This is a genomic window from Pedobacter sp. Leaf170 (assembly GCF_920984665.1).
In the GTDB taxonomy this organism is placed as follows: Bacteria; Bacteroidota; Bacteroidia; order Sphingobacteriales; family Sphingobacteriaceae; genus Pedobacter.
The window spans coordinates 305232-331488 of record NZ_CAKLBP010000002.1; the positions used below are offsets into that span (position 1 = coordinate 305232).

At 36.6% G+C, this 26257-nt stretch carries 27 protein-coding genes; 26 read left to right on the forward strand and 1 reads right to left on the reverse strand.

What is annotated here, in order from left to right; translation table 11 throughout:
• The first annotated feature begins 91 nt into the window (after positions 1 to 91).
• Positions 92 to 622, forward strand: coding sequence for a superoxide dismutase family protein (locus tag LUA90_RS06325; RefSeq protein WP_231458737.1), 531 nt, complete (start codon positions 92 to 94; stop codon positions 620 to 622).
• 246 nt (positions 623 to 868) lie between these two features.
• Positions 869 to 1396, forward strand: coding sequence for a biopolymer transporter ExbD (locus LUA90_RS06330; protein WP_231490631.1), 528 nt, complete (start codon positions 869 to 871; stop codon positions 1394 to 1396).
• 146 nt (positions 1397 to 1542) lie between these two features.
• Here LUA90_RS06330 and metK read toward each other — a convergent pair whose 3' ends face one another.
• Positions 1543 to 2829, reverse strand: a complete 1287-nt coding sequence (metK, locus tag LUA90_RS06335) for a methionine adenosyltransferase (protein ID WP_231458739.1) — start codon at positions 2827 to 2829, stop codon at positions 1543 to 1545.
• Positions 2830 to 3054: 225 nt separating this feature from the next.
• Here metK and LUA90_RS06340 point away from each other — a divergent pair, with 225 nt between their 5' ends.
• The 24 genes from LUA90_RS06340 to LUA90_RS06455 all read left to right on the forward strand — a co-directional run bounded on the left by LUA90_RS06340 (position 3055) and on the right by LUA90_RS06455 (position 26256).
• On the forward strand, positions 3055 to 3936 hold the full coding sequence (locus LUA90_RS06340) for a diacylglycerol kinase family protein (RefSeq protein ID WP_231458740.1): 882 nt from the start codon (positions 3055 to 3057) through the stop codon (positions 3934 to 3936).
• 17 nt (positions 3937 to 3953) lie between these two features.
• Entirely contained in the window at positions 3954 to 4304 is a 351-nt protein-coding gene (locus LUA90_RS06345) for a translation initiation factor (RefSeq protein ID WP_231458741.1), read from the forward strand.
• Positions 4305 to 4481: 177 nt separating this feature from the next.
• Entirely contained in the window at positions 4482 to 6077 is a 1596-nt protein-coding gene (pckA, locus tag LUA90_RS06350) for a phosphoenolpyruvate carboxykinase (ATP) (RefSeq protein WP_231490632.1), read from the forward strand.
• A gap of 301 nt (positions 6078 to 6378) precedes the next feature.
• Positions 6379 to 7209, forward strand: a complete 831-nt coding sequence (locus tag LUA90_RS06355) for a MotA/TolQ/ExbB proton channel family protein (protein WP_231458743.1) — start codon at positions 6379 to 6381, stop codon at positions 7207 to 7209.
• Positions 7210 to 7284: 75 nt separating this feature from the next.
• Entirely contained in the window at positions 7285 to 7899 is a 615-nt protein-coding gene (locus LUA90_RS06360; RefSeq protein ID WP_231458744.1) for a biopolymer transporter ExbD, read from the forward strand.
• Positions 7900 to 7902: 3 nt separating this feature from the next.
• The gene (locus tag LUA90_RS06365; protein ID WP_231458745.1) at positions 7903 to 8406 is read left to right on the forward strand and encodes a biopolymer transporter ExbD; all 504 of its coding nucleotides are present in this window, start codon (positions 7903 to 7905) and stop codon (positions 8404 to 8406) included.
• Positions 8407 to 8424: 18 nt separating this feature from the next.
• Positions 8425 to 9243 (forward strand): energy transducer TonB, encoded by an 819-nt coding sequence (locus tag LUA90_RS06370; protein ID WP_231458746.1) that lies wholly within the window; start codon positions 8425 to 8427, stop codon positions 9241 to 9243.
• Between the two features lie 226 nt (positions 9244 to 9469).
• Entirely contained in the window at positions 9470 to 10369 is a 900-nt protein-coding gene (locus LUA90_RS06375; RefSeq protein WP_231490633.1) for a PstS family phosphate ABC transporter substrate-binding protein, read from the forward strand.
• Positions 10370 to 10476: 107 nt separating this feature from the next.
• A complete protein-coding gene (locus LUA90_RS06380) occupies positions 10477 to 12189 on the forward strand; it encodes a hypothetical protein (RefSeq protein WP_231458748.1) in 1713 nt (570 codons plus the stop codon).
• An 83-nt stretch (positions 12190 to 12272) separates the two neighbouring features.
• Positions 12273 to 12644 carry an NADH-quinone oxidoreductase subunit A gene (locus LUA90_RS06385; protein WP_231458749.1) on the forward strand — a complete coding sequence of 124 codons (372 nt, stop codon included), beginning with the start codon at positions 12273 to 12275 and terminating at the stop codon, positions 12642 to 12644.
• A 187-nt stretch (positions 12645 to 12831) separates the two neighbouring features.
• Positions 12832 to 13374: an NADH-quinone oxidoreductase subunit B gene (locus tag LUA90_RS06390; protein WP_025146324.1), complete on the forward strand. Its 543-nt coding sequence runs from the start codon at positions 12832 to 12834 to the stop codon at positions 13372 to 13374.
• Positions 13374 to 13874 (forward strand): NADH-quinone oxidoreductase subunit C, encoded by a 501-nt coding sequence (locus LUA90_RS06395; protein ID WP_231458750.1) that lies wholly within the window; start codon positions 13374 to 13376, stop codon positions 13872 to 13874. Before LUA90_RS06390 ends, LUA90_RS06395 begins: the two co-directional genes overlap by 1 nt.
• A 90-nt stretch (positions 13875 to 13964) precedes the next feature.
• Positions 13965 to 15179: an NADH-quinone oxidoreductase subunit D gene (locus tag LUA90_RS06400; protein WP_231490634.1), complete on the forward strand. Its 1215-nt coding sequence runs from the start codon at positions 13965 to 13967 to the stop codon at positions 15177 to 15179.
• Positions 15172 to 15687 (forward strand): NAD(P)H-dependent oxidoreductase subunit E, encoded by a 516-nt coding sequence (gene nuoE / locus LUA90_RS06405; protein ID WP_231490635.1) that lies wholly within the window; start codon positions 15172 to 15174, stop codon positions 15685 to 15687. Before LUA90_RS06400 ends, nuoE begins: the two co-directional genes overlap by 8 nt.
• A 73-nt stretch (positions 15688 to 15760) precedes the next feature.
• Positions 15761 to 17128, forward strand: coding sequence for an NADH-quinone oxidoreductase subunit NuoF (gene nuoF / locus LUA90_RS06410; RefSeq protein WP_231490636.1), 1368 nt, complete (start codon positions 15761 to 15763; stop codon positions 17126 to 17128).
• A 150-nt stretch (positions 17129 to 17278) separates the two neighbouring features.
• A complete protein-coding gene (locus tag LUA90_RS06415) occupies positions 17279 to 18289 on the forward strand; it encodes a 2Fe-2S iron-sulfur cluster-binding protein (RefSeq protein WP_231490637.1) in 1011 nt (336 codons plus the stop codon).
• Positions 18289 to 19326, forward strand: coding sequence for an NADH-quinone oxidoreductase subunit NuoH (gene nuoH, locus LUA90_RS06420; RefSeq protein WP_231458755.1), 1038 nt, complete (start codon positions 18289 to 18291; stop codon positions 19324 to 19326). The genes LUA90_RS06415 and nuoH overlap by 1 nt, the downstream gene beginning before the upstream one ends.
• A 2-nt stretch (positions 19327 to 19328) precedes the next feature.
• Complete coding sequence (locus LUA90_RS06425) at positions 19329 to 19832, forward strand: NADH-quinone oxidoreductase subunit I (protein ID WP_231458756.1); 504 nt, start codon at positions 19329 to 19331, stop codon at positions 19830 to 19832.
• A 112-nt stretch (positions 19833 to 19944) separates the two neighbouring features.
• Positions 19945 to 20448: an NADH-quinone oxidoreductase subunit J gene (locus LUA90_RS06430; RefSeq protein ID WP_231458757.1), complete on the forward strand. Its 504-nt coding sequence runs from the start codon at positions 19945 to 19947 to the stop codon at positions 20446 to 20448.
• Complete coding sequence (nuoK, locus tag LUA90_RS06435; RefSeq protein WP_010601897.1) at positions 20448 to 20777, forward strand: NADH-quinone oxidoreductase subunit NuoK; 330 nt, start codon at positions 20448 to 20450, stop codon at positions 20775 to 20777. Before LUA90_RS06430 ends, nuoK begins: the two co-directional genes overlap by 1 nt.
• 13 nt (positions 20778 to 20790) lie before the next feature.
• Complete coding sequence (gene nuoL, locus LUA90_RS06440) at positions 20791 to 22692, forward strand: NADH-quinone oxidoreductase subunit L (RefSeq protein WP_370635306.1); 1902 nt, start codon at positions 20791 to 20793, stop codon at positions 22690 to 22692.
• A gap of 20 nt (positions 22693 to 22712) precedes the next feature.
• The gene (locus LUA90_RS06445; protein ID WP_231490638.1) at positions 22713 to 24176 is read left to right on the forward strand and encodes a NuoM family protein; all 1464 of its coding nucleotides are present in this window, start codon (positions 22713 to 22715) and stop codon (positions 24174 to 24176) included.
• Positions 24177 to 24179: 3 nt separating this feature from the next.
• Positions 24180 to 25553 (forward strand): NADH-quinone oxidoreductase subunit N, encoded by a 1374-nt coding sequence (locus LUA90_RS06450; RefSeq protein ID WP_231490639.1) that lies wholly within the window; start codon positions 24180 to 24182, stop codon positions 25551 to 25553.
• Between the two features lie 46 nt (positions 25554 to 25599).
• Positions 25600 to 26256 carry a DedA family protein gene (locus LUA90_RS06455; RefSeq protein ID WP_231458760.1) on the forward strand — a complete coding sequence of 219 codons (657 nt, stop codon included), beginning with the start codon at positions 25600 to 25602 and terminating at the stop codon, positions 26254 to 26256.
• The last annotated feature ends 1 nt before the right edge of the window (position 26257 follow it).

A 26257-nucleotide genomic window follows, 5' to 3' on the forward strand; every position in this document is an offset into this window, starting at 1 on the left:
CAAGCTGTATCATAAATGGTTTTATCTATAATCATTTTTCAAAACCAAATGATATTCAGCTTGTTATTTAATCGGACTTAAATTATACGAAATGAGAAAACATATCCTAACCTTGGCAATTGCAAGCGCAGCTTTATTTGGTGCATGTACTAAATCTGAAAAGCAAATTGCAGGCGCTACTCTAAATGAAACTGCAGATAACAGTAAAACCATTGGTACGGCTAAATTTTATGAGCTTAGCGATGGACAGATTAAAATGGATTTAGAAATAAACTTCGCCAGTAGGGCAGATAGTAATGTCGCGGTGCATTTCCATGAACATGGTGATTGCGGTAACATGGGCGAAAATACACACGGACACTGGAATCCTACAAAAGAGAACCATGGTAAATGGGGTTCTTCAGCTTTCCATTCAGGCGATATTGGTAATATTGTGTTAGATGATAAAGGACATGGTTCGGTTTCTGTAACTACAGATAGATGGAACATTAAAGATGGCGATTTAAAAAACATTATCGGTCGTGGAATAATTGTTCACGGTGGTACTGATGATTATACCACTCAGCCAACCGGAAATTCTGGTCCAAGAGTGGGTTGTGGAATTATCGAAGCATCTAAATAAAATATTTGACTTAACATAAAACAGGCGATTGAACAATCGCCTGTTTTATGTTGTATTTTAAAACTGGTTGTATTTGCATTTTAGTACTATTGCAGTACTCTATCTATACTTGATCCCTACCTTTGCTATGCTTTATCTATGGTTTATGCTTCAATATGCTAAAAGCTGGTAATAGTATGATTCAAATTTTTTCTGCTGTTATGTAATCTTGATGATATTTTCATCATGCTATAAAAACCAAAACTTATGGCAACAGTAGAAATTTCAAGCGGAGGCAAGGCTTCCGGAAGAAGAAACAGAAAAACAGCTCCAAGACTAGATTTAACGGCAATGGTCGATTTGATGTTCCTGCTCACCACCTTTTTTATGCTTACTACATCATTATCAGAACTAAAAGCCGCTGATGTAGCAAAACCTATCCCTTCTGAAGTAAACGAGCCTTTTCCGGCTTCCAGAACGATGACAATTTTATTAGGTAAGGAAAGCTCAACCGCTTATTATCTTGGCGAAACCGATAAGGCCAGCATAAAGGAAGCAAATGTTGCAAAAATTGGAGAAATTATAACGGCCACCAAGAAGGATATTGCCAGATTTCATGGAAATAATCCTTCTAAATTTATGATAGTCATCATTAAACCGACAAAAACCTGTAGTTACAAAGATTTAATAGATGTAATTGACGAATTGAAGATTCGAGATGTAAAATCTTATTCAATAGACGATAACCATATAGCAGAAAAGGAACAAAAATTCTTGGCGGCTAGAGGATTATGAGTATTGAAGTCAAAAATTTCGATTTGATAGCTCCCTCTCTTCAAGGAGAGGGCGGGGGGTGAGGTATTTATAAAGCCACCCAACAAAGGCCACAAAAAAAAGCCCTAAAATTAAATTTCGGGCTTTTTGATGTCGATAATTTTAAATTAAATGCCGAAGGCAGCTTTAACCTTATCTACAAAGTCTAATTTTTCCCAGGTAAATAATTCAACTGAAACAGTTTTTTCTTCTCCGTTTGGAGTTCTGAAAGTTTTATTTACAGTTTCCGGTTTTCTACCCATGTGTCCGTAAGCTGCTGTTTCACTATAAATCGGGTTTCTTAATTTTAAGCGTTGCTCGATAAAGTAAGGGCGCATGTCAAAAATTGATTCAACTTTTTTGCTGATTTCACCATCAGTTAAATCTACTTTAGAAGTGCCATAAGTAACTACGTTAATAGATGTTGGCTTTGCAACACCAATAGCATAACTTACCTGAACTAAAATTTCATCAGCCAAACCAGCTGCAACTAAATTTTTGGCGATATGACGTGTTGCATAAGCAGCACTTCTATCTACCTTACTTGGATCTTTTCCAGAGAATGCGCCACCACCGTGTGCACCTTTACCACCATAAGTATCTACAATAATTTTTCTGCCGGTTAAACCTGTATCGCCATGCGGACCACCAATAACAAAAACGCCGGTCGGGTTAATGTGGTAAGTGATGTTATCATTAAATAAATGTGCGTATTGCGGATATTTAGCTTTAACTCTTGGAATCAAAACCGACACTAAATCGCTTTTAATTTTTGTAAGCATCTCCTCATTTGCAGCATCTTTATCTGCTTTAGATTCTGTTTTTGGCTTTACAAAATCATCATGCTGTGTAGAAATTACAATTGCATCAATTCTTTGCGGCTGGTTATCATCAGAATATTCTAAAGTTACCTGTGATTTTGCATCAGGACGCAAATAAGTAATTTCAGTATTTTCTCTTCTTAAAACAGCTAATTCTCTCAATAAAGCATGAGATAAATCCAGGGCCAATGGCATGTAATTTTCTGTTTCGTTAGTTGCATAACCAAACATCATACCTTGGTCGCCTGCTCCTTGCTCTTCTTTACTTGCCCTGTCTACACCTTGGTTAATATCCTGAGATTGCTCATGAATTGCAGATAAAATGCCGCAAGAGTTAGCCTCAAACATGTATTCGCTTTTCGTGTAGCCGATTTTTTTGATTACATCACGGGCAATTTGCTGAACATCTAAATAGGTTTTAGATTTAACCTCGCCAGCCAAAATAACCTGACCAGTGGTTACAAGAGTTTCGCATGCAACCTTCGATTCAGCATCGAAAGCTAAAAAGTTATCAATTAGTGCATCCGAAATTTGGTCGGCAATTTTATCTGGATGGCCTTCAGATACTGATTCTGATGTAAATAAATATGACATTTATTAAAAAATTTTAAGATAAATAAACAATTTAATAAAGTGCTAAAATTCCCCGAAAACCGGTTCATATGAATTTAGGAAGGTATTAGCACTTTTTTTAGAGTGGTTGCAATCCCGTTCTTTATCAGAACATCGCAAATCAATCCACTTATTATGTTGCAAAATTAGTATAATTTCTTTATTTAAGGAAATTATAGATTATTTTTGTGTCTTCATAATCACACATTGCAACTCAAAACCAATATTTTATTCGTCATTAATCCAATTTCCGGGGGTAAGGCTAAATCTCGTATACCTGCCTTAATAGATAAATACCTGGATAAGGAAAAATTTAATGCCAATTTTCGTTTCACAGAGTTTGTGGGCCATGCAACCGAAATTGTAGAAGAAGCCATTTCAAAAAATTTTGAAGTGATTGTGGCGGCGGGTGGCGATGGAACCATTAACGAAGTCGCAGCAAAGGTTATGCAACATCAAAAAATCCTCGGTGTGCTGCCTTTGGGCTCCGGAAACGGTTTAGCCAGGTTTTTAAATATACCGCAAAACCTTAAGGATGCAATTTTATTGTTAAATGAATTAAAAATAGAAAACATAGATTCTGCCAGTTTCAACAATAAATGTTTTTTTAATATTGCAGGTGTGGGTTTTGATGCACATTTAAGTGCTGCATTTTCTCATGATAAGAAACGTGGTTTGGCTGGCTATGTGAAATTGGCGTTTAAAGAGGTGATGAATTACAAAGCAGATGTTTATCAATTAAATATTGATGGTGTAGATTACATCCGCAAAGCTTTTGCTGTAAGCATTGCAAATTCATCCCAATATGGTAACAATGTATATATTTCGCCCAATGCGTCGGTAAAAGATGGCCTTTTGGATGTTTGCATTATTAAACCATTTCCAATACTAAAATTGCCTGCATTAAGTTATGTTCTATATACCGGCAAAGCCGAAACTTCTGATTTAATAGAAATTATTAAAGGCAAAAACATAAAAATTACCCGGGCAGCCGGCGGTCCGGTACACGTAGACGGAGAACCTTTGCAAATGGGTAAGGAAATAGAGATTTTGGTTAAACCACTTTCATTAAAGGTAATTGTTCCTTAATTATTCAGTTTTTAAATATGAAATCGAAAAAAAATAGTTTAAGCGATTTAGGTGGAATTATGTTTTCTACAAATCCTGATTTTGAGTTTGAGCAGGAGCTGGATGATACCGTTACAGCGCCAAACCAGCAGCAGGATTTAAGGGTTATGCTCGATAAAAAAAACAGAGGAGGTAAAGCTGTTACCTTAATTACTGGTTTTAAAGGCAAAGCCGATGACTTGGAAGTTTTAGGTAAAATGCTTAAAAATAAATGTGGTGTGGGTGGCTCTGTAAAAGACGGCGAAATACTTATTCAGGGAGATGTGAGAGAGAAAGTAATGAATATACTACAAAAGGAAGGTTACAAAGCTAAAAAAGCTGGTGGTTAATTAAAGGCTTAGTGTATTTTTTTATAAAAAATAAGTTGTTTTTTATCGAAGTAATCCATTGTTTATCAATTGATTAAATCATAGTGTATAAGCTACAATATGTAAAAAAAGACTAAATAATATTAGTTTTTTAGTGATTTATCTATATACCTTTGTTGCACTAACTAACTTATTGTTATGAGCAAAAAAGGATTGCAAACGCCAGATTTAAGCTACTTAAATCTGAAAGCCGGTTTGGATGTAAAATATCAATTGCCAGCGGCTGAACTGATTCAAGAATCTTTAAATAACGGAGAAGGAAGCCTCGCCTCATCAGGAGCGCTGGCTGTAGATACCGGTAAATTTACCGGGCGTTCTCCAAAGGATAGATTTATAGTTTGCGATAGCATTACCGAAAATGAAGTTTGGTGGGGTGATATCAATATAAAGTTCAAGCCCGAAAAGTTCGATAGCTTGTTTAATAAGCTTACAGCTTATTTAAATCAAAAACCTTTTTATGTTAGGGATTGTAGCGCTTGTGCAAGTGCCGATTATAGCATATCTATAAGGGTAATTACCGAAACTGCCTATCAAAATCTTTTTGCAAACAATTTATTTATCCGCCCTGCGGATGAAGATTTAGGTGCAACACCAGAGTGGACGATAATTGCTGCCCCTGGTTTTTTAGCCAACCCCGAACAGGATGGTACCCGACAAGAAAACTTTTCCATCATCAACTTTACTAAAAAGATGATTATTATTGGTGGAACAGGTTACACAGGCGAAATAAAAAAAGGAATTTTTTCTGTTTTAAATTTCATCCTTCCGGTATATAAAAATACTTTATCTATGCATTGCTCTGCAAATGTGGGTGCAGAAGGAGATACGGCGATATTTTTTGGTTTATCCGGCACGGGGAAAACAACTTTATCTGCAGACCCGGAAAGAGCATTAATTGGCGACGATGAACATGGTTGGGGCGCTGATACGATTTTTAATTTCGAAGGTGGTTGCTATGCTAAATGTGTTGATTTAACAGCTGAAAAAGAACCTCAGATTTATAATGCAATAAAACATGGTTCTTTATTAGAGAATATTAACTTTTTTGAAGGCACTAATGAAGTTGATTATTCAAATATCGATAAAACAGAAAATACAAGGGTAGCTTACCCGATAAACTTTATAGATAATACGGTTATTCCGTCTGTTGCATCATCACCAAAAAACATATTTTTCTTAACCGCTGATGCTTTTGGCGTTTTACCTCCAATATCAAAATTAAATGTAGAACAAGCCATGTTTCATTTTATGAGTGGCTATACGGCAAAAGTTGCGGGTACTGAAGCAGGCGTTACAGAACCGCAACTAACTTTTTCTGCCTGTTTTGGGAAGGCCTTTCTACCACTGCATCCATCAAGATATGCAGCATTGCTGGGTAAAAAAATGGAGCAGGAACAAGTTAATGTTTGGCTGGTTAATACCGGTTGGACGGGCGGACCGTATGGCGTTGGGAAGCGCATGAAATTGGCTTACACGAGGGCGATGATAAAAGCTGCAATAAATGGTGATTTGGAACATAATAATTATAAATTACACCATGTATTTAAATTAATGATGCCTTTACATTGTGCTAATGTACCGGATGAAGTTTTAGACCCATCTAAAACCTGGAGTAATCAGGAAGAATACTTTTTAAAAGCTTACGAACTATCGGAAGCCTTTAAGCGGAATTTCAAACAATTTGAACAGCAAAAAGTTCAGAAAAAGGAGGAAGAATCCTTAAAAATGTGTTAAAAGTGGTTTTAAATGCATTTTTTACTTAAAAAATTTGCAATTCGATTTTTTTTTAGTTTTTATTGTGAAAGAATTGCCTCCGGCTGAGGCAATTTTTTTGTTATATGCCATCGTGGGATTAGTCGATAACTAAAAATTTAAGTAACGATTTAATTGTTTATTGATTTATTAATTTGTAATTTAAAATCAATTTATAAATTTGTTTTCGCAACAAAATCGGATTAGCCTACGTTGTGTGTAATAGAAAAGAAAAAACAGCTAAAAATTAAAAACAAGAACTAAAACTAAAAAATCAAAAAAAATGGCAAACGCACCAAAACCAACAACTGTTAAAAAAGAGAGCTCTTCAAGTGCTTCAAATGTATTTGCAACATTAGTTATTCCAATTTGTATCGTTATTGGATTTGTTATCTGGAAATTTGTATTAGGAGATCCATCAAACTTTATCGATAATAACAATGAAAACCTGCCATTGCCTAATAACTATCCAGGTACAGCTTACAAAGGTGGACCAATCGTTGCAGTATTAATCGGTTTATTATTGACCACAATCGTTTTCTCTATCGAGCGTTTAATCGTAATTGGTAAAGCAAGCGGAAAAACCAGCTTAGATACATTTATCATCAAAGTAAAAGGTTTATTAAATTCAGGTAACATCGAAGCTGCTAAAGCTGAGTGCGACAAACAACAAGGTTCAGTTGCAGCAGTAATTAAATCAGGTTTGAAAAAATACAGCGAAGTAGAAGCTGATACTAATATGGATGTTGAGCAATCAATCGTTGCTATCCAAAAAGAGGTTGAAGAAGCTACTGCTTTAGAAATGCCAATGTTAGAGCAAAACTTAACCATCATCGCTACATTAGTATCAATCGGTACGTTAATCGGTCTATTAGGTACGGTAACAGGTATGATTCGTGCGTTCGCAGGTTTAGCTAACTCAGGTGCTCCGGATCAGGCTGCATTAGCGGTGGGTATCTCTGAGGCACTTATCAATACAATGACTGGTATCTCGGTTTCTACTTTAGCGATTATCATGTACAACATTTTAACTTCGAAAATCGACAAGTTAACTTATGCTATTGATGAGGCTGGTTTCAGCATCGTTCAAACTTATGCTTCTACGCATAAATAAAAAATGAAAATAATTTTTACCGGCTTTATGGAAAACCGGAAAAAAGATCATCATTATTAAAAAGTATATAATATTATGCCTAGAATTAAAGTTAAAAGAACCAGTACAGTAACAGATATGACCGCCATGTGCGACGTAGCTGCACTGTTACTTACGTTCTTCATATTAACTGCTACGGCTAAGCAACCTGAACCTCTAGCGGTATCAACACCTTCATCTACTTATGTATTTAAGGTGCCCGCTGAAAATAACGCGATTTTAACAATCGGTCAAGGTAAGGTTTTCTTTGAGGTAGCAGGACAAAAAGTAAGGGCAAGAACGTTGCAATTAATGGGAGAGCAGTATAAGCTTACTTTCACTCCTGAAGAAATTAACAGATTTTCTGTAGTTGGTTCATTCGGCGTTCCTGTTTCAAATCTTAAGCAATTTATCGGTATGTCTGGTGCAGATCGTATGAAACCAGGCGCACAGCCAGGCATTCCTACAGATTCTACAGATAACCAGCTAAACTCATGGGTTTTAAATGCACGTAAAGCTACACAAGAACTTAATGGCGCAGCAATGCGTGTAAGTATTAAGGGCGATGCGAAAGAAGAATATCCGGTAGTTAAAAAAGTTATCGATGTTTTGCAAAAACAAAAAGTGAATAAATTTTTGTTAGTTACAAACTCTGAAGCACCAAGAAAATAAGAAATGGCAGAATTAAACACAGGCGGGAAGAAAGCCACACCAAGGGTTGATATGACTCCAATGGTGGATTTAATGTTTCTTTTGGTAACATTCTTTATCTTAACGACTAGTATATCTACGCCACAAGCGATGGATATTACCAAACCGGATAAGGAAGATAACTTGCCAGAGAACAGATTGGAGCTAAAAGCAACCAAAACAATGACAATTTTATTAGGTAAAAACAATAAAGTTGCGTGGTACATGGGCGAAGCTGGAAAGAGCTCACCAACAATTGAATCACTTCAGTCAATTGAAGGTTCGATTCTTAAAAACAGAAAGGGTTCTAATGAAACAGAAAAAGATCCGTTTGTTGTGCTTGTAAAGCCAACTTCAGGTTCAACTTTTCAAAACTTTGTTGATATTATGGATGAATTGGAAATTTTAAAGGTGAATGCTCGTCAGATTGATGATGATAATATCCTTGACAATGAAAAACAATTTATGCAACAACAAGGTATTTTATAATTTACTAAACCAGTAATCATGTCGAAATTAGATATATTTAGAAAGGAATGGCTGGAAGTAGTTTTTGAAGGTAAAAACAAAAACTATGGTGCTTACGAACTACGTAAGACCTCTCCTGCTAATACCACAAAGGCACTAATTTATGGCTCGGTAGTATTTCTTGTTTTGTTCTTTGCTCCAAAGATTTACAGCCTTATTAAAGGTTCGTTACCAGTAGAAAAAGAAGAAATAGCACAAGAAGTAGTACTTACGCCGCCACCACCGGTAAATCCGGAAACACCTCCACCGCCACCGGTAGAGCCACCGCCACCAAAAGTGGATCAGGTAAAAATGCCACCTCCGATTGTAAAACCGGATATTGAAGTTCAGGATGAACCACCTACTGTTGAAAAACTTAAGGAGGCTGACCCAGGGCAGAAAGATATTAAAGGTGATCCTACTGCGGATATTGTTATCGCTGAACCTGTAGGTGAAGGACCGAAAAGAGAAGCTGCGGTAGCAGTTGATGATAACAAAGTTTATGACTTCGTTAGTATCGAAAAGGTTCCTGAATATCCAGGTGGTATGCCAGCTTTCTATAAATACTTAGGAAGTGCAATTAAGTATCCGCCAATGGCACAAGAAAATAACGTACAAGGTAAAGTATCATTATCTTTCGTAGTAGAAAGAGATGGTTCATTAACCGATATTACAGTTATTCGTGGTCCGGGAAGTGGTACTAACGAGGAAGCTGTACGTGTACTAAAAGCTAGTAAACGTTGGATTCCGGGTATTCAGAATGGTAAACCAGTTAGGGTAAAGTACAACATCCAGGTAAACTTTACACTTAGCAATTAAAATGTTAAATTTTGATATTTTTAAGCAAAAATCGCCTAAACAGCGGTTTTTGCTCATTTTAGGCCTTCTCATGTTCGTGTTCTACCTATTTATCGGTTTAGCATGTATCTTTTGGAAAGACCTTCCTTTAAATATTGCCTATCCTTACAAAGTTGCAATTGGAATATTTCTTATCGTTTATGCATTTATCAGATTATTAAGCTTAGGAAGGCGAGACTAAAAATCAATGAGGAATATCTTATTACTTTTATTGGCATTATTAACATTTTCTTCCTGCAACCGCAAGAAAGATAACAAAGTTGAAGAAACGCGAACCAGCGGAACTTTAAAATTATTGGTTGATGAAACTGTTGGTCCGATAGTTCAGGATGAGATTGACATTTTTAAACTTGATTATCCGCAGGCAACATTTATTACAACAGTTAAGCCCGAAGAAAAGCTTTTACCTACATTTTTAAATGATAGTGTAAGGGTAATTATTTTGCCAAGAATGCTAACCAAGCAAGAGGAGAAATATTACAATCAACGCCAGATTAAAATAAACACTTCTCGTTTTGCGGTAGATGGTATTGCATTAATTACTAATGCAGGCAATATAGACAGCACTATTAACGTTAAAGAAATTATTGATATATTGCAGGGCAAGGATTCGGATAAGAAATTAGTATTTGATAACGCTTACTCCAGTACATTTAAGTACTTTAAACAACTGGCTAATATCAGTCAGTTTCCCCAAAAAGGTGTGTATTCTAAAAATTCGAGCAATGAGGTGATCAATCTTATTGCGGAGGATAAAAGTTTTATTGGTATTTTAGGTGTTAACTGGCTTTCTGAAAAAAATCCGGTAATGCTTAAAAATAAGGATAAAATAAAAACGCTTGGGGTAAAAAATATTAAAGGAAGTTTGGGTGATGATCAGTACTACAAACCCACCCGTTTAAATTTAACCAATGGGATTTATCCACTGCTCAGAAACATTAATATTATAGATTGCGAAGGACGCGGAGGTTTAGGCACAGGATTTGCAACATGGTTAAGAAGCCAGAGAGGACAGTTAATTGTACTTAAATCTGAACTGGCACCACATAAATTAATGCCGAGAGAACTGAACATCACAAAAAAATAATAAATTGAACCACGATTGTTTTTGCAATCAGAAAAAAAGAATATCAGATGAAGCTTTGCATTAGCTTATGTAAACTTTACAACCATTAAAAAAACAAAAAAAGAACTATGAAAATTTTAAAGAAAGCAATAACCTTAAATGTAGGTTTGGTGTTGATGGGTTCTGCAGTTTTTGCTCAAAGTTTAAACGACGCGAAAAAAGCGATTGATGCCGAACAATACCAAAAGGCAACATCAATGCTTAAAACATTAGTAAACTCACAAGCATCTAATGGTGATAATTATTATAACCTTGGCTTGGTTTACTTAAAAACCGGATATATCGATTCAGCAAGAGCTGTATTTACTAAAGGTACAACGGCTGACCCAAAAAATGCATCAAATTTTGCAGGTTTAGGCGAGGCCGATTTATTATCTAACAATGCAGCATCAGCAAAAACAAATTTTGATAAAGCAGTATCTGTTGCACCTAAAGATTACAAAACATATTTAGCAATTGGTAAAGCATATTTAGCTCAGGATAAACCGAGTGAAGATGTTTCTAAGCCAGATTTTGCGAATGCATTGACGAACTTAACTAAAGCAGATGAGTTAGATTCGAAAGATAAAGATGCTGAAGTATTTATTGGCTTAGGTGATGTTTATGCGTTACAAAAGAAAAACTCTGAAGCAATTGGGCCATATTTCCGCGTAGCAGATATTGACCCAACAAACAGAAGAGCTGGAACACAAGTTGGTAAAATGTACAAAGAAGCACGTTCATTTCCTGAAGGCGAAGCAGAATTAAACAAAGTAATTGCAGCTGATGCAAATTATGGTCCTGCTTACCGCGAGTTAGGTGAGTTATACTTGCAATGGAGTAGTTTTGGTACAGATAAAGAAAAAGCAGCGAAAGCAGTAGAGCTTTATAAAAAGTATATGGATTTAACTGATAAATCATTAGAATCTCAGTTACGTTATATGCAGTTTTTATTCTATGCAAAAGATTTCCAGGCTTTGGAGCAAGTGGCATCATCCATTCAGGTTCCGGCTAACGACCCTAAAGGTGTTATTGTTTCAAGGTTAAAAGGATGGTCGGCTTATGAGAATAAAAACTATCCTCAGGCTTTAACCAATATGACTGAATATTTTGCTAAACAAAAGGATGAAAGCAAGCTTTTAGGTTTTGATTATTTGTATCTTGGTAAAGCTCAATTAAAAGCTGGTCAGGATAGTTTGGCCTTAATCAACATTACAAAAGCAGTTGAAAAGGATTCTACTAACACCGATGCATTAGCTGAGGTTGCAAAAACTTTCTTTGATGCTAAAAAATATGCTAAAGCAGCTCAGATTTATGATAAAGTAATTGCTGCAGGCCCGAATGCTAAAGGTGTTTTATATAGCTATTTTTATAATGGTTTAGCTTACTATTTTGATTACGCAGGTCAATATTCAGCGAAGAAAAATCCATCAAAAGATTTATTAGTAAAGGCTGATTCATCAATTGCTAAAGTTGCTCAATTAGCTCCTGAAACTACTGATGCATATTTGTACCGAGCTAGAATTAATAACCTTTTGGATGATGAAAAAGCACCAAAAGGATTAGCAATTCCGTTTTTTGAAACTTTTGTTGAGAAAGTAACGGCAAAACCTGAGCTGGTAACTGCCAACGCTAAGAAATTATCAGAGGCATATGATAATATTGGTGGATATTACTTTAACACTGATAAAGCAAAAGCAAAAGAATACTTTGATAAAAGTGTAGCTGTTTATCCAGCAGGAACATTTGCTGCAGCGAAGTTGAAAGAATTAGCTGCTCCTGCAAAAGGAAAAGGTAAATAATTATAAGAGTTAAATAATTTAGAAAAGGCAGAGTTTGGTTACTCTGCCTTTTTCTTTTACTTTTGCAACAGAAAATAATAATTATGCAAGCGCAAAGCACTCCGATAGATTTTTTACCAATTATATTTCAAGTAATTGTGGCTTTAGGTTTTGTTGTAACTACTTTGGTTGCTACACACTTTTTAGGTCCGAAACGTAAAACAAGCGATAAACTTGAGATTTTTGAAGCTGGTGTTAAAAGTATTGGTAATGCCCGTCAGCCATTTTCTATTAAGTATTTTGTGGTAGCAATACTGTTTGTTTTATTCGATATCGAAGTAATTTTCATGTATCCATGGGCTGTTAATTTTAGAGCATTGAAAATGGATGGAATGATTGAGATGTTCATTTTTATGGGCACACTATTACTAGGTTTTATCTACGTGATTAAGAAAAAAGTATTAGACTGGAACTAGTTGTAGCAATTTAGTTATAACTCATAACCGGCGTTAAAGAACAACATGTGTACAGATTACACTTAGCGGGCATGTTTTTATCTAATTTAGAAAGGTTCTAAATCGAGTTAAGCTAGTTTAATTGCCCTTAAATATTGTAAATTTGTTGCTCATTCTGCAAAGGAATGAGCATTTTTTGTTTATAAACATGAGTGAAATTAATATAGTTGATGCGCCTCCAGGAACCGAAGGACCTGGCTATTTTGCCACTTCTTTAGATAAAGTGATTGGTTTGGCTCGTTCAAATTCATTATGGCCTTTACCGTTTGCAACATCTTGTTGTGGAATTGAGTTTATGGCAACCATGGGTTCTCACTACGATTTAGGTCGTTTTGGTGCAGAGCGTTTGAGTTTTTCTCCCCGTCAGGCTGATGTTTTAATGGTTATGGGAACCATTGCTAAAAAAATGGCTCCTGTACTTAAACAGGTTTATATCCAAATGGCTGAGCCGCGTTGGGTAATGGCCGTAGGTGCTTGTGCAAGTAGTGGTGGTATTTTCGATACTTATTCTGTTTTACAAGGAATTGATGAGGTTATTCCGGTAGATGTTTATGTGCCAGGTTGCCCACCAAGACCAGAAGCTATTCTGGATGGTTTTCAACGTATTCAGGATTTGGTTAGAAACGAATCTGGCAGAAGAAGAAACTCTGATTATTACAAAGAACTTTTGGGTCAATACGGCATTAAATAATGGAAGAAACGACGCTAAATACCGACATCCACGTTAAGCTTACCGAGAAGTTTGGCGATAAAGTTACTGCTGTTTCTGAGCCTTATGGTTTTTTAACTGTTGTAACTTATAAAGATGTTATTGTAAATGTGCTTTCGCATCTAAAAAACGAATTAAAATTTAATTTTCTTACTGATATTACAGCAGTTCATTACCCTGGTAAAGACCATGGTATTGCAGTTGTTTACCATCTGCACAATATGGTAGAAAAAGTAAGAATCAGAATCAAGGTTTTTATTTCTGAGCAAAACCCAACTATCCCTACAGCTACAACAGTTTGGAAAGGTGCAAATTGGATGGAAAGAGAAACTTACGATTTGTTTGGAGTTAAGTTTGAAGGACATCCTGATTTACGCCGTATTTTAAATATGGATGATTTAGGCGTTCACCCAATGCTTAAACAATATCCATTGGAAGACCCAAACAGAGTGGATAAAAAAGACGAATTTTTTGGAAGGTAAACCCCTTGCCCCTAAGGGCGAATGGGACAGAATATATAAGTAAATAATTAATAAATTTGAAAGGAGTTCCGAGCTTCGGAATTAAGGTCTATGAATCATAACCATCCGGTATTTACAGATAACGACCCGCAAAGTGAGCTGGTAACCTTAAATTTAGGTCCAACACACCCTGCAACTCACGGTGTTTTTCAAAACGTTTTGCAATTAGATGGCGAGCGTATTGTTAGCGGCGTTTCTACAATTGGCTACATCCACCGTGCTTTCGAAAAGATTGCCGAGCATCGCCCGTTTTATCAAATTACGCCACTAACCGACCGTTTAAATTATTGTTCATCACCAATTAACAATATGGGATGGCACATGACGGTTGAGAAATTACTGAATATACAGATGCCTAAACGTGTAGATTATCTTCGCGTTATCATCATGGAACTTTCTCGCATCGCCGATCATATTATTTGTAATACAATTATTGGTCAGGATACAGGTGCAACAACAACTTTCCTTTACCTTTTTCAATTCCGCGAACATATTTACGAAATTTTTGAAGAGGTTTGTGGTGCTCGTTTGACAACAAATATTGGTCGTATTGGTGGTTTTGAGAGAGATTTTAATGACATCGCATTTGCGAAAATCAACAAATTTTTAAAAGAGTTTCCGTTTGCTTTAAAAGAATTTGAAAACCTTTTAACGCGTAATCGTATTTTTATCGATAGAACTGCAGGCGTTGCCGAAGTTACTAAAGAAGATGCTTTAGAATATAGCTGGACTGGCCCGCTTTTACGTGCAACTGGTGTAGATTATGATGTTCGTGTAAGCGATCCTTATTCATCTTATCAGGATTTCGATTTCGAAGTTCCGGTTGGAACCAGTGGTGATATTTACGATAGATATTTAGTACGAAACGAAGAAATGTGGCAAAGTTTGCGCATTATTGAGCAAGCCACGGTTAAGTTAAAAACAGAAGAAAAGGGTATTTTTCATGCTGATGTACCAGAGTTTTATCTGCCTCCGAAACAAGAGGTTTATAACAACATGGAAGCATTAATTTATCACTTTAAAATTGTTATGGGAGAAATTGATGCACCAAAAGCAGAAGTTTACCATGCTGTAGAAGGTGGGAATGGAGAATTAGGTTTCTATTTAATTAATGATGGAGGACGTACACCATACCGTTTACACTTCCGCAGACCAAGTTTTATAAATTACCAAATGTTTGCACCAATGAGCGAAGGCATGTTATTGTCAGACGCCATTATAAACATGAGTAGTATGAATATTATTGCAGGAGAATTAGATGCTTAAAGTAGAAGAACAAACACCTGTAGAATTTTCATCAGAATTACTAGCTAAATTTGATGAGATAAAAAGCCGTTATCCAGAGGGAAAACATAAATCAGCTTTGCTACCATTATTACATTTGGTGCAGGCAGAATTTCTTTGGGTACCAACATCTGCAATGGATAAAGTTGCCGCATACTTAAACATTCAACCTATTGAAGTTTACGAAGTTGCAACCTTTTATACCATGTACTTTTTAAAGCCTCAGGGTAAATATGCTTTGGAGGTTTGCCGTACAGGGCCATGCTGTTTGGTTGGTGCAGAAAAAATATTAAGCCACTTAGAAAATAAGTTGGGCGTTAAAGAAGGCGAAATAACTGCCGATGGCTTATTCAGCTTTAGAGGAGTTGAGTGTTTGGCTGCCTGTGGTTTCGGTCCGGTATTGCAAATTAGCCCGGAATATACCTTTTACGAAAACTTAACTACAGATAGCGTAGATAAACTGATTGAAGATTTAAAGAACAAGATTTGAGAAACTAGATTTGAGATTTGAGATAAGGCGGCAATCGTACATCTCACATCTCACATCTCACATCTAAAAAATAATGAGTCGCAAATTATTACTTGAGCATATAAACGTACCAGGCATCAATACACTTGAAGTCTATCGCCAAAAAGGCGGGTACCGTGCCGTGGAAAAGGCCCTTAAAACTTTAACACCTGAAGAGATTGTTGAAGAAGTTAAGAAATCAGGCTTACGCGGTCGTGGTGGTGCGGGTTTCCCTACCGGGATGAAATGGAGCTTTTTGGCTAAACCAGAAGGTGTTGCACGCTATTTGGTTTGCAATGCTGATGAGTCTGAGCCAGGAACTTTTAAAGATCGTTACCTTATGACTCATATTCCTCATGCTTTAATTGAGGGCATGATTGTTTCGAGTTTTGCCTTGGGTGCAAAGGTTTCATACATCTATGTTCGTGGAGAAATGATGCCTCAAATCCGTATTTTGGAAAAAGCAATTGCAGAAGCAAAAGCAGCCGGATGGTTAGGTAAAAACATTTTAGGTACAGGGTACGATTTAGAATTATATGTTCAGCCGGGTGGTGGCGCTTACATTTGTGGTGAAGAAACCGCATTGTTAGAATCTCTTGAAGGAAAAAGAGGTAATCCAAGAATTAAACCACCTTTCCCTGCAATTGCAGGATTGTATGGTTGCCCAACGGTGGTAAATAATGTAGAGTCGATTGCAGCCGTGGTGCCAATTATTAATGATGGTGGCGATGAATACGCAAAAATTGGTATCGGTAGAAGTACAGGTACGAAATTAATATCAGCATCTGGCAACTTAGTTAAACCGGGTGTTTACGAAATTGAATTAGGTTTACCAGTTGAAGAATTTATTTATTCTGATGAATATTGCGGCGGTATAGCAAATGGTAAACGTTTAAAGGCAACAGTTGCGGGTGGTTCATCTGTACCAATTTTACCAGCTAACTTAACTTTGAAATACGCAAACGGCGAACCTCGTTTAATGAGTTACGAATCTTTATCAGAAGGTGGTTTTGCTACCGGAACCATGATGGGTTCGGGCGGTTTTATTGCTTTTGATGAAGACCAATGTATTGTTCGCAATACCTGGAATTTCTCTCGTTTTTATCACCACGAAAGTTGCGGTCAATGTTCACCTTGCCGTGAAGGTACTGGCTGGATGGAAAAGGTATTGCATAAAATTGAGCATGGACATGGTTCTATGGAGGATGTTGATTTGCTTTGGGATATCCAACGTAAAATTGAAGGAAATACCATTTGCCCATTAGGTGATGCGGCAGCATGGCCGGTTGCAAGTGCAATTCGTCATTTTAGAGATGAGTTTGAATGGCACATTAAAGAACCTGCTAAGAGCCAAACACAAAATTATGGTATTGCAAATTATGCTGTGCCGATAGAAAAGGAACCGGTAACGGAGGAAAAGTAGTTATCGACATATAACTATTTACAAGATATATATCACGTCATTGCGAGGAACGAAGCAATCCTAAAGCGATTAGACGTAAAAAATACAAAGATTGCTTCGTGCCTCGCAATGACGGCAATGAGCATAAAAAAATAAAGATTATCATTAACCATGAGTGATAAAGTTAAAGTAACTATAGACGGAATAACAGTAGAGGTTGACAATGGCACCACTATTCTAAATGCTGCAAGGCAAATAGGAGGTGACATCGTTCCGCCGGCAATGTGCTATTATTCTAAGTTAGAAGGCAGTGGTGGTAAATGCCGTACCTGTATTGTTAAGGTAACAAAAGGTTCGGAGAAAGATCCACGGCCTATGCCGAAATTGGTTGCATCTTGCCGTACAACTGTAATGGATGGTATGGAAGTGTTAAACATCACTTCGCCCGAAGTTTTAGAAGCCCGTGCAGGTGTGGTTGAAATTTTATTAATCAACCATCCGTTAGATTGCCCTGTTTGCGACCAGGCTGGTGAGTGCGATTTGCAAAACTTAGGTTACGAGCACGGTTTACAAAAAACCCGTTACGAATTTGAGCGCCGTACTTTCGACCGTATTGATATCGGAGATAAAATTCAGTTACACATGAACCGTTGTATTTTGTGTTATCGTTGTGTTTTCACAGCAGATCAAATTACAAATAAACGTGTTCATGGTATTTTAAACCGCGGCGACCATTCAGAAATTTCTACATACATCCAACAAGCTGTTGATAGCGATTTCTCAGGAAACGTAATCGATGTTTGTCCGGTTGGTGCTTTAACAGACAAAACTTTCCGTTTTAAAAATCGTGTTTGGTTTACTAAACCGGTTGATGCACATCGCAATTGCGACCATGAAAAATGCAATGGCAAAGTGACTCTCTGGTATAAAGGCGAGGATGTTTTACGTGTAACGGCACGTAAAGATCAATTTGGTGAGGTTGAAGAATTTATCTGCAATACTTGCCGTTTTGATAAAAAAGCAACATCAGACTGGACAATTGAACATCCAACACATATTGATGATACATCGGTAATTGCTTCAAATCATTATGAAACATTAAAACCGCTTCCGGTTATTAAGCCAAATGCGGCATTGCAAGCAGCTAATGAAATTGAGTTACATAAAACAGTAAAATACTAATGGAAATAAGTTTTGTAATAGAAAAATTTATTCTGGTAGCGGTAATTTTCGGTATCAGTTTAGTTATCGCCATGTATTCTACTTATGCTGAGCGTAAAGTTGCAGCCTATCTTCAAGACCGCTTAGGTCCGGATAGAGCTGGTCCGTTTGGTATTTTACAGCCGTTGGCTGATGGTGTAAAAATGTTTATGAAGGAAGAAATTATTCCGGCTTCATCAAACAAATGGTTATTTATAGTAGGGCCGGGTTTGGCTTTACTTTGTGCTTGTATAGGTACAGCCGTTATTCCTTGGGGCAGCCCAATGGAAATTGGGGGCAAAATGGTTCCTTTACAAGTTGCTGATATTAATGTTGGTGTTTTATACATTTTTGGTGTTGTATCATTAGGCGTTTACGGTGTAATGATTGGCGGCTGGGCATCAAATAACAAATATTCGTTGTTAAGTGCTATTCGTGCAGCATCGCAAAACATCAGTTATGAAATCGCAATGGGATTATCAATCATCGCTTTGCTTTTAATGACAAACACTTTAAGTTTAAAAGAAATTGTTGATCAACAGCATGGCTGGAGATGGAATGTATTGTATCAACCTTTAGGATTTTTAATCTTTATGGTATGTTCTTTTGCTGAAACCAATCGTGCACCTTTCGATTTACCGGAGTGTGAAACAGAGTTAATCGGTGGTTATCATACAGAATATTCATCAATGAAATTGGGTTTCTACCTTTTTGCTGAATATATCAACATGTTTGTATCATCAGCAGTAATGGCAACTTTATATTTCGGCGGATACAATTATCCGGGTATGGATTATATGGCAACCTTATTAGGGCCAACGTGGGCACCGCTTTTTGGCGTTGGTATTTTCTTTTTAAAGATCGTGTTTTTCATCTTTTTCTTCATGTGGGTACGTTGGACAATCCCTCGTTTCCGTTACGATCAATTGATGAATTTAGGTTGGAAAGGTTTAATACCTTTGGCTATTGCCAACATTATAATAACAGGTATTGTGATTGCGATTATTGAGAAGTTTTAGTTATGGAATCATTAAGTAATAAGAAAAAAGTACTGGAGCAAAAGCCTTTAAGCTTTATGGAGCGTATGTACCTGCCTGCAATTGCAAAAGGTATGGGTATTACCATCAGCCACTTATTCAAGAAAGAGGCTACTGTAAGATATCCGGAAGTAGAACGCGAATTCTCTACAAATTTTAGAGGTATGCATTCGCTTAAACGCGATGAAAACGGTAAAGAGCGTTGTACGGCTTGCGGTTTATGTGCATTATCTTGTCCGGCTGAAGCAATTACTATGATTGCTGCTGAACGTAAAAATGAAGAGAAGCATTTATATCGTGAAGAAAAATATGCTGCAACTTATGAAATTAATATGTTGCGTTGTATTTTCTGCGGATTATGCGAAGAGGCTTGTCCGAAGGAAGCAATTTACTTAGACGGACCAATTGTTCCTGCTGATTACCTTCGTAAAGATTTTATCTACGGAAAAGATAAGTTGGTTGAAGCTCCGTTAGAGATGAAAAAATAGTTATAACACAATCCGTCATTGCGAGGAACGAAGCAATCCTAAAGCAATGACTATAAAAATGAGATTGCTTCATGCCTCGCAATGACGAGGTCTACAAAAAAATAACAAATTAATGGGTACACAAGTATTCTATTTCGTAGCTACATTAAGTATCATCTTTTCGCTGATGGTGATTTTTGCAAAAAATCCTATCCATAGCGTTTTGTACTTAATCCTTACCTTTTTCACATTTACGGTACATTATGTATTGTTGAATGCTCAATTTTTGGCAGTTGTAAACTTTATCGTTTATATGGGTGCCATAATGGTTTTATTTTTATTCGTGCTAATGCTCCTCAACCTTAACAAGGAAACCGAGCCGGTAAAATCGCCATTAATAAAAATTGTGGGCGTAATTGCCGGTTGTTGCCTGGTGGTTACTTTAGTTGGGTCTTTCAAAGCGGCAAGTATTAACAGCCCATTAGTATTGAAAAATCAAAGCTTAGGTTTGGTAGAAAATTTAGGAAAAGAGCTTTTCGGTCCTTTCTTATTGCCGTTTGAGTTATCATCTCTATTACTATTGGCAGCAATGGTTGGAGCCGTTTTATTATCTAAAAGAGATGAGGTAGAAGCATAATGGAAAATTTAACTACACAAATGGCAGGCGTTCCGCTAAATCACTACATCTACTTATGTGCAATTATTTTCACGATAGGCGTAATTGGTGTTTTAACCCGTAGAAATGCAATCGTAATTTTTATGTCGGTTGAGTTGATGTTAAATGCAGTAAATTTGCTTTTAACGGCTTTCTCTGTTCATAGTAACGACCCATCCGGACAGGTTTTCGTATTCTTTATTATGGCGCTGGCTGCTGCAGAGGTTGCAGTTGGTTTGGCGATTATCGTAATGGTTTATAGAAATACGAAATCGATAGATATTAATGTTTTAAATCGCCTTAAGTGGTAAATATATATTAAGAATGACAATAGAACAATTGATTTGGTTAGTTCCGTTACTTCCTTTTTTAGGGTTTGTAATTAATGGACTGGGCAGAAACTCTTTATCTAAAGGGCTTGTTGGTATTATTGGGAGTGGCGTTATTCTAGCTTCTTTCGTTATCAGCGTGGTTATTTTCTTTAGTTTACAAGGCGATACACAAAAATCTCACGAAGTATTTTTATTCGATTGGATTAGCGCAGGCACACTCCACATTCCTTTATCATTTCTGGTTGATCCATTAAGTTCAATCATGCTTTTGATTATAACCGGAATAGGTTTTTTAATCCATTTATATTCTACCAGCTACATGCATGATGATGCAGGATTTGGTAAATTCTTTGCCTACCTAAACCTGTTTGTGTTCTTCATGCTATTGTTGGTATTGGGCTCAAACTATATTGTTATGTTTATCGGTTGGGAAGGTGTAGGTTTATGCTCATATCTTCTAATCGGTTTCTGGTATACAAATAGTGCCTATGCATCGGCAGCGAAAAAAGCTTTTGTGATGAACCGTATAGGTGATTTAGGCTTTTTGTTAGGTGTATTCTTAATCTTTAATACTTTCGGTAGTGTAGAATTTGCAAAGGTTTTCCCTCAGGCTGCAAATATGTTGCCTGGTCAAAATACTTTATTTCTGATTACAGTATTGTTATTTATTGGTGCTTGTGGTAAATCGGCTCAATTGCCATTATTTACCTGGTTACCTGATGCAATGGCCGGTCCAACACCTGTTTCTGCATTAATACATGCGGCAACAATGGTAACCGCAGGTATTTATATGATTGCCCGCTCGAGTGTATTGTTTGATTTAGCACCAGTAACACAAAACATCATTGCAATTGTTGGTGCCGCAACGGCGTTGGTAGCCGCTATTATCGCCTTAACTCAAACCGATATTAAAAAAGTATTGGCTTATTCAACAGTATCACAATTAGGTTACATGTTTTTAGGCTTAGGCGTTGGTGCTTATACAGGTTCATTCTTCCATGTATTAACTCACGCATTCTTTAAAGCATTATTATTCTTAGGTGCTGGTTCGGTTATTCATGCTATGCATCACGAACAAGACATGCGTCACATGGGTGGATTAAGAAAGAAACTTCCGATTACATTTTTAACCATGATGATTGGTACAATTGCTATAGCAGGTTTACCGCCCTTTTCTGGTTTTTTCTCAAAAGATGAAATTTTAGCACATGCTTTTCAGGCAAGTCCTATTTTATGGGGAGTTGGGGTGCTGACAGCATTCTTAACAGCATTTTATATGTTCAGAATGATGTTCCTTACTTTCTCAGGAAAATATCGTGGAACCCATCATGAAGAAAGCCATGTTCATGAATCGCCTGTGGCGATGACTACGCCATTAATAATTCTGGCAATTTTGGCCGCTATTGGTGGAGCAATAAATATCCCTCATGTTTTTGGTGGAAACGAATGGTTAGCACATTGGTTAACAGGTGCTGATGTTTCGCAACATGAATTAGATTTAAGTCATTCAACTGAATTTACTTTGATGGGCGTTTCAGTTTTGGCTGCAATTGTAGCTTTGCTATACGCTTATACACGATATGTAAAAGGTGCCCGTGTACCTGTAGCTGATGAAGCGCCACGTTCTGCACTCGCAAAATTATCATACAACAAATTTTATTTAGATGAGATTTACGATTTCATCATTACAAAACCATTAGATGCTTTCTCAAGATTTTTCTACAGAATAATCGATACTAAATTTATTGATGGAATTGTCAACGGATTAGGTTGGAGTACAAACGAAGCGAGTAAAGGCGTTCGTTTATTACAAAGTGGAAATGTAGGTTTCTATATTTTTATGATGGTTATTGGTATCATCGCATTGCTTGCTTATACATTTTATTACATATAAAAAGGGTTCAAAAATAAATAATGGAACAACTTTTACTACTTATATTTCTTCCGCTTTTAGGTGCTATTATTACGGCATTTGCAGGTAAATCGGCTAAAATAGTTTCTACTGTAATTTCAGTAGTATCTTTGGGATTGGCATTGTTTATTGCATGTAACTTCATTCCTAATGCAAGTACGCAATTTGAGGCTAACCTGCCATGGATTACTGACTTAGGGATTCGTTTTCATGCCGGTATAGATGGGATAAGCATGCTTGTGTTATTGCTTACCAATTTGCTAATTCCTATTATCATCTTATCAAGCTATAAACACGAGTATAAAAACCCCTCTGCCTTTTATGCATTGATTTTATTTATGCAAACGGGTTTATTGTTGGTATTCACTGCGATGGACGCTTTCTTATTCTATATTGGGTGGGAAGCGGCATTAATCCCAATCTATTTCATTTGTGCCTTCTGGGGCGGAAAAGATAGAATCCGCATTAACATGAAGTTCTTCGTGTATACGATTGCTGGTTCATTATTTATGCTGATGGGTATTATTTATTTGTATTTACAAAACCCGGCTAACAATTTTGAAATAGCAGAATTTTATAAATTAAATTTAGATAGCGCTCAACAAGGATGGATTTTCTGGGCTTTCTTTATTGCCTTTGCGATTAAGATGCCGATTTTTCCTTTCCATACCTGGCAACCAGATACCTATACAGCAGCGCCAACGCAAGGTACCATGTTGTTATCAGGTATTATGTTAAAGATGGGTATTTATGGTGTAATCAGATGGTTACTGCCTATCGTACCGGCAGGTGTACAAGATTGGTCGGGTTTAGCTATGGTACTTTCTATCATTGGTATTGTTTACGCCTCTATAATTGCTTTCACACAGAAAGATGCCAAGCGTTTAGTCGCCTATTCATCTATCGCTCACGTTGGCTTAATTTCGGCAGGTATTTTCGCATTAAATCAACAAGGTTTACAAGGCGCAATGGTTCAAATGTTGAGTCACGGTATTAACGTAGTCGGTTTATTCTTCGTGTTAGACATCATTTTCTCAAGAACTAAAACCAATAAAATTGAAGAACTGGGGGGTATTGCAAAATCAGCACCGCAACTAGCCATTGTTTTCTTAATCATCGTTTTAGGAACAGTAGCCTTACCAGGAACAAATGGTTTTATTGGCGAGTTTCTACTTTTAATGGGCGTTTATAATTATGGCATTTTGGCTGCAGCTGTTGCGGGTTTAACCATCATTTTTGGTGCGGTTTATATGTTACGCATGTACCAAAATTTAATGCTTGGTAAAACAAACGATTTAACCATCACTTTTACGGACATTCAAGGAACAGAGAAATTGGTTCTTTATATTATTTGTGCTTTAATTATTGTTTTGGGTGTTTACCCGAAACCATTATTGCACTTAACAGAAGCATCTGTACAACATTTGTTAGAACAGGTAAATCAAAAATTAACATCAGTAAAATAAGCAATGAATATTATTATAACCATTAGTATAACCGCTTTTATTGTACTTTATGCAGGTTTGTTTAAAGCAAAGAAAGCCTTGTTGCCGCTTACCGTTGTTGGCTTATTAACTGCGTTGGGTTTTACATGTGCTGCGTGGAATAGCAATGCTGTTCATTTCGGGATGATGCAAACTGATAATTTTGCTTTGGCATTTTCGGGTGTTTGTATTATCGGCACACTTTTAATCTTCTTACTAACACAAAATTATTTTCACGCTAAGAGTGATAACATTGCCGAGTATTATACCCTTATTCTTTTTGCCCTTGCGGGAATGATTATGATGGTATCGTACAAAAACATGGCGATGTTGTTTGTTGGCTTGGAAATTATGTCGGTAAGTTTGTACATCCTAGCTGGTATTCGTAAAAAAGATTTTGCCTCGAACGAGGCTTCGTTGAAATATTTTTTAATGGGTGCTTTTTCAACCGGCTTTTTATTATTTGGTATCACTTTAATTTATGGTGCTACCGGTTCATTCGATTTAGATAAAATTCAAGCTTATTTAGTTGATAACAGCAAAGCAATTTCTCCAATTTTTTATCCGGGTGTTATCTTAATGATGATTGGTTTATGCTTTAAGGTTGGTGCTGCTCCATTCCACTTCTGGACACCAGACGTTTACGAAGGCTCGCCAACGTTGATTACCACTTTCATGAGTACTGTTGTGAAAACCGCAGGTTTTGCAGCTTTCTTAAGGTTATTTGCTGATGCTTTTGCACCACTTCACGATTTCTGGGTTGCACCTTTAATTGTTATTGTTTGCATCACCTTGTTTATAGGTAATGTTACTGCATTGTTCCAAAAACACTTTAAGCGTATGCTGGCCTACTCGAGTATCTCTCATGCGGGCTACTTATTGTTTTCATTAGTTGTTATTGGTGCTAATTCTCAAAACAGTGTTTTAGTATATGCTGCAGCATACACCTTCGCCTCAATCATCGCGTTTGCGGTTTTAATTTTGGTAAAACAAAAAACAGGTAGCGATAGCTTTGAAAGTTTTAACGGCTTAGGAAAGAAAAATCCCTTAGTGGCCATTTCTTTAACTATAGCCATGCTTTCATTAGCCGGAATTCCTTTAACGGCTGGTTTTATTGGGAAATACTTAATGTTTCTGAATGTAATGGGCGAGTACAAAATGCTTTTAGTGGCTTTCGCTATCTTAAATGCTTTAGTAGGTTTCTATTATTACTTTAAGGTAATTGTTGCGGTGTGGTTTAAAGATGGCTCAGAAGTTGAATTATCTACGCCAGCACAATATAAAGTTGTATTAGCAGTTTCAGTTGCGATTACGCTAGTTTTGGGCGTTTATCCGGCAATTATTTTAAACCTGATATAGGTGTAACTTGTTAGATAATTATTTGTAGTTTTACGAATAATTGAATATGCACGATTTTTGGACTAACCTTCAGCATCTAATCTCTCCCGAAAAATTATTGAGGGAGGGCGGTTTCTATCTCGTTGTATTCGTTATCTACGCGGAAACAGGCTTATTCTTTGGTTTTTTCCTACCTGGAGACTATTTATTATTTCTTGCTGGCATGTTTGTTGCTACTGGCAAACTTGATGTTAACATTGCTGTTTTATTGGCCGGATTATGCGTAGCTGCAATTTCAGGTAATTTTACGGGTTATTGGTTCGGTAGAAGAACTGGTCCACTATTGTATACCAGAAAGGATAGTTTCTTTTTTAAGAAACGCTATTTAAAAGCAGCTGAGAATTATTACAATAAGCAAGGTGCATTTGCTTTAATTATGGGCAGATTTGTGCCAATTGTAAGAACTTTTGCGCCTATTTTTGCAGGAATTGTAAAACTAGACTTTAAAAAATTTGCGCTTTATAATATTGTTGGCGCATTGCTTTGGATTTGCTCGCTAACTTTATTGGGTTATTTTTTGGGCCGAAAATTTGAAAAAGAGATTAACGATTACTTATTATATATTATTATTGGCTTTATCCTTATCACAACTATACCATTATTAATTACCTTTGTAAAAAATAAAGTAACAACTGCTGAAGAGGAAAAGACAGATTTAAATTAAA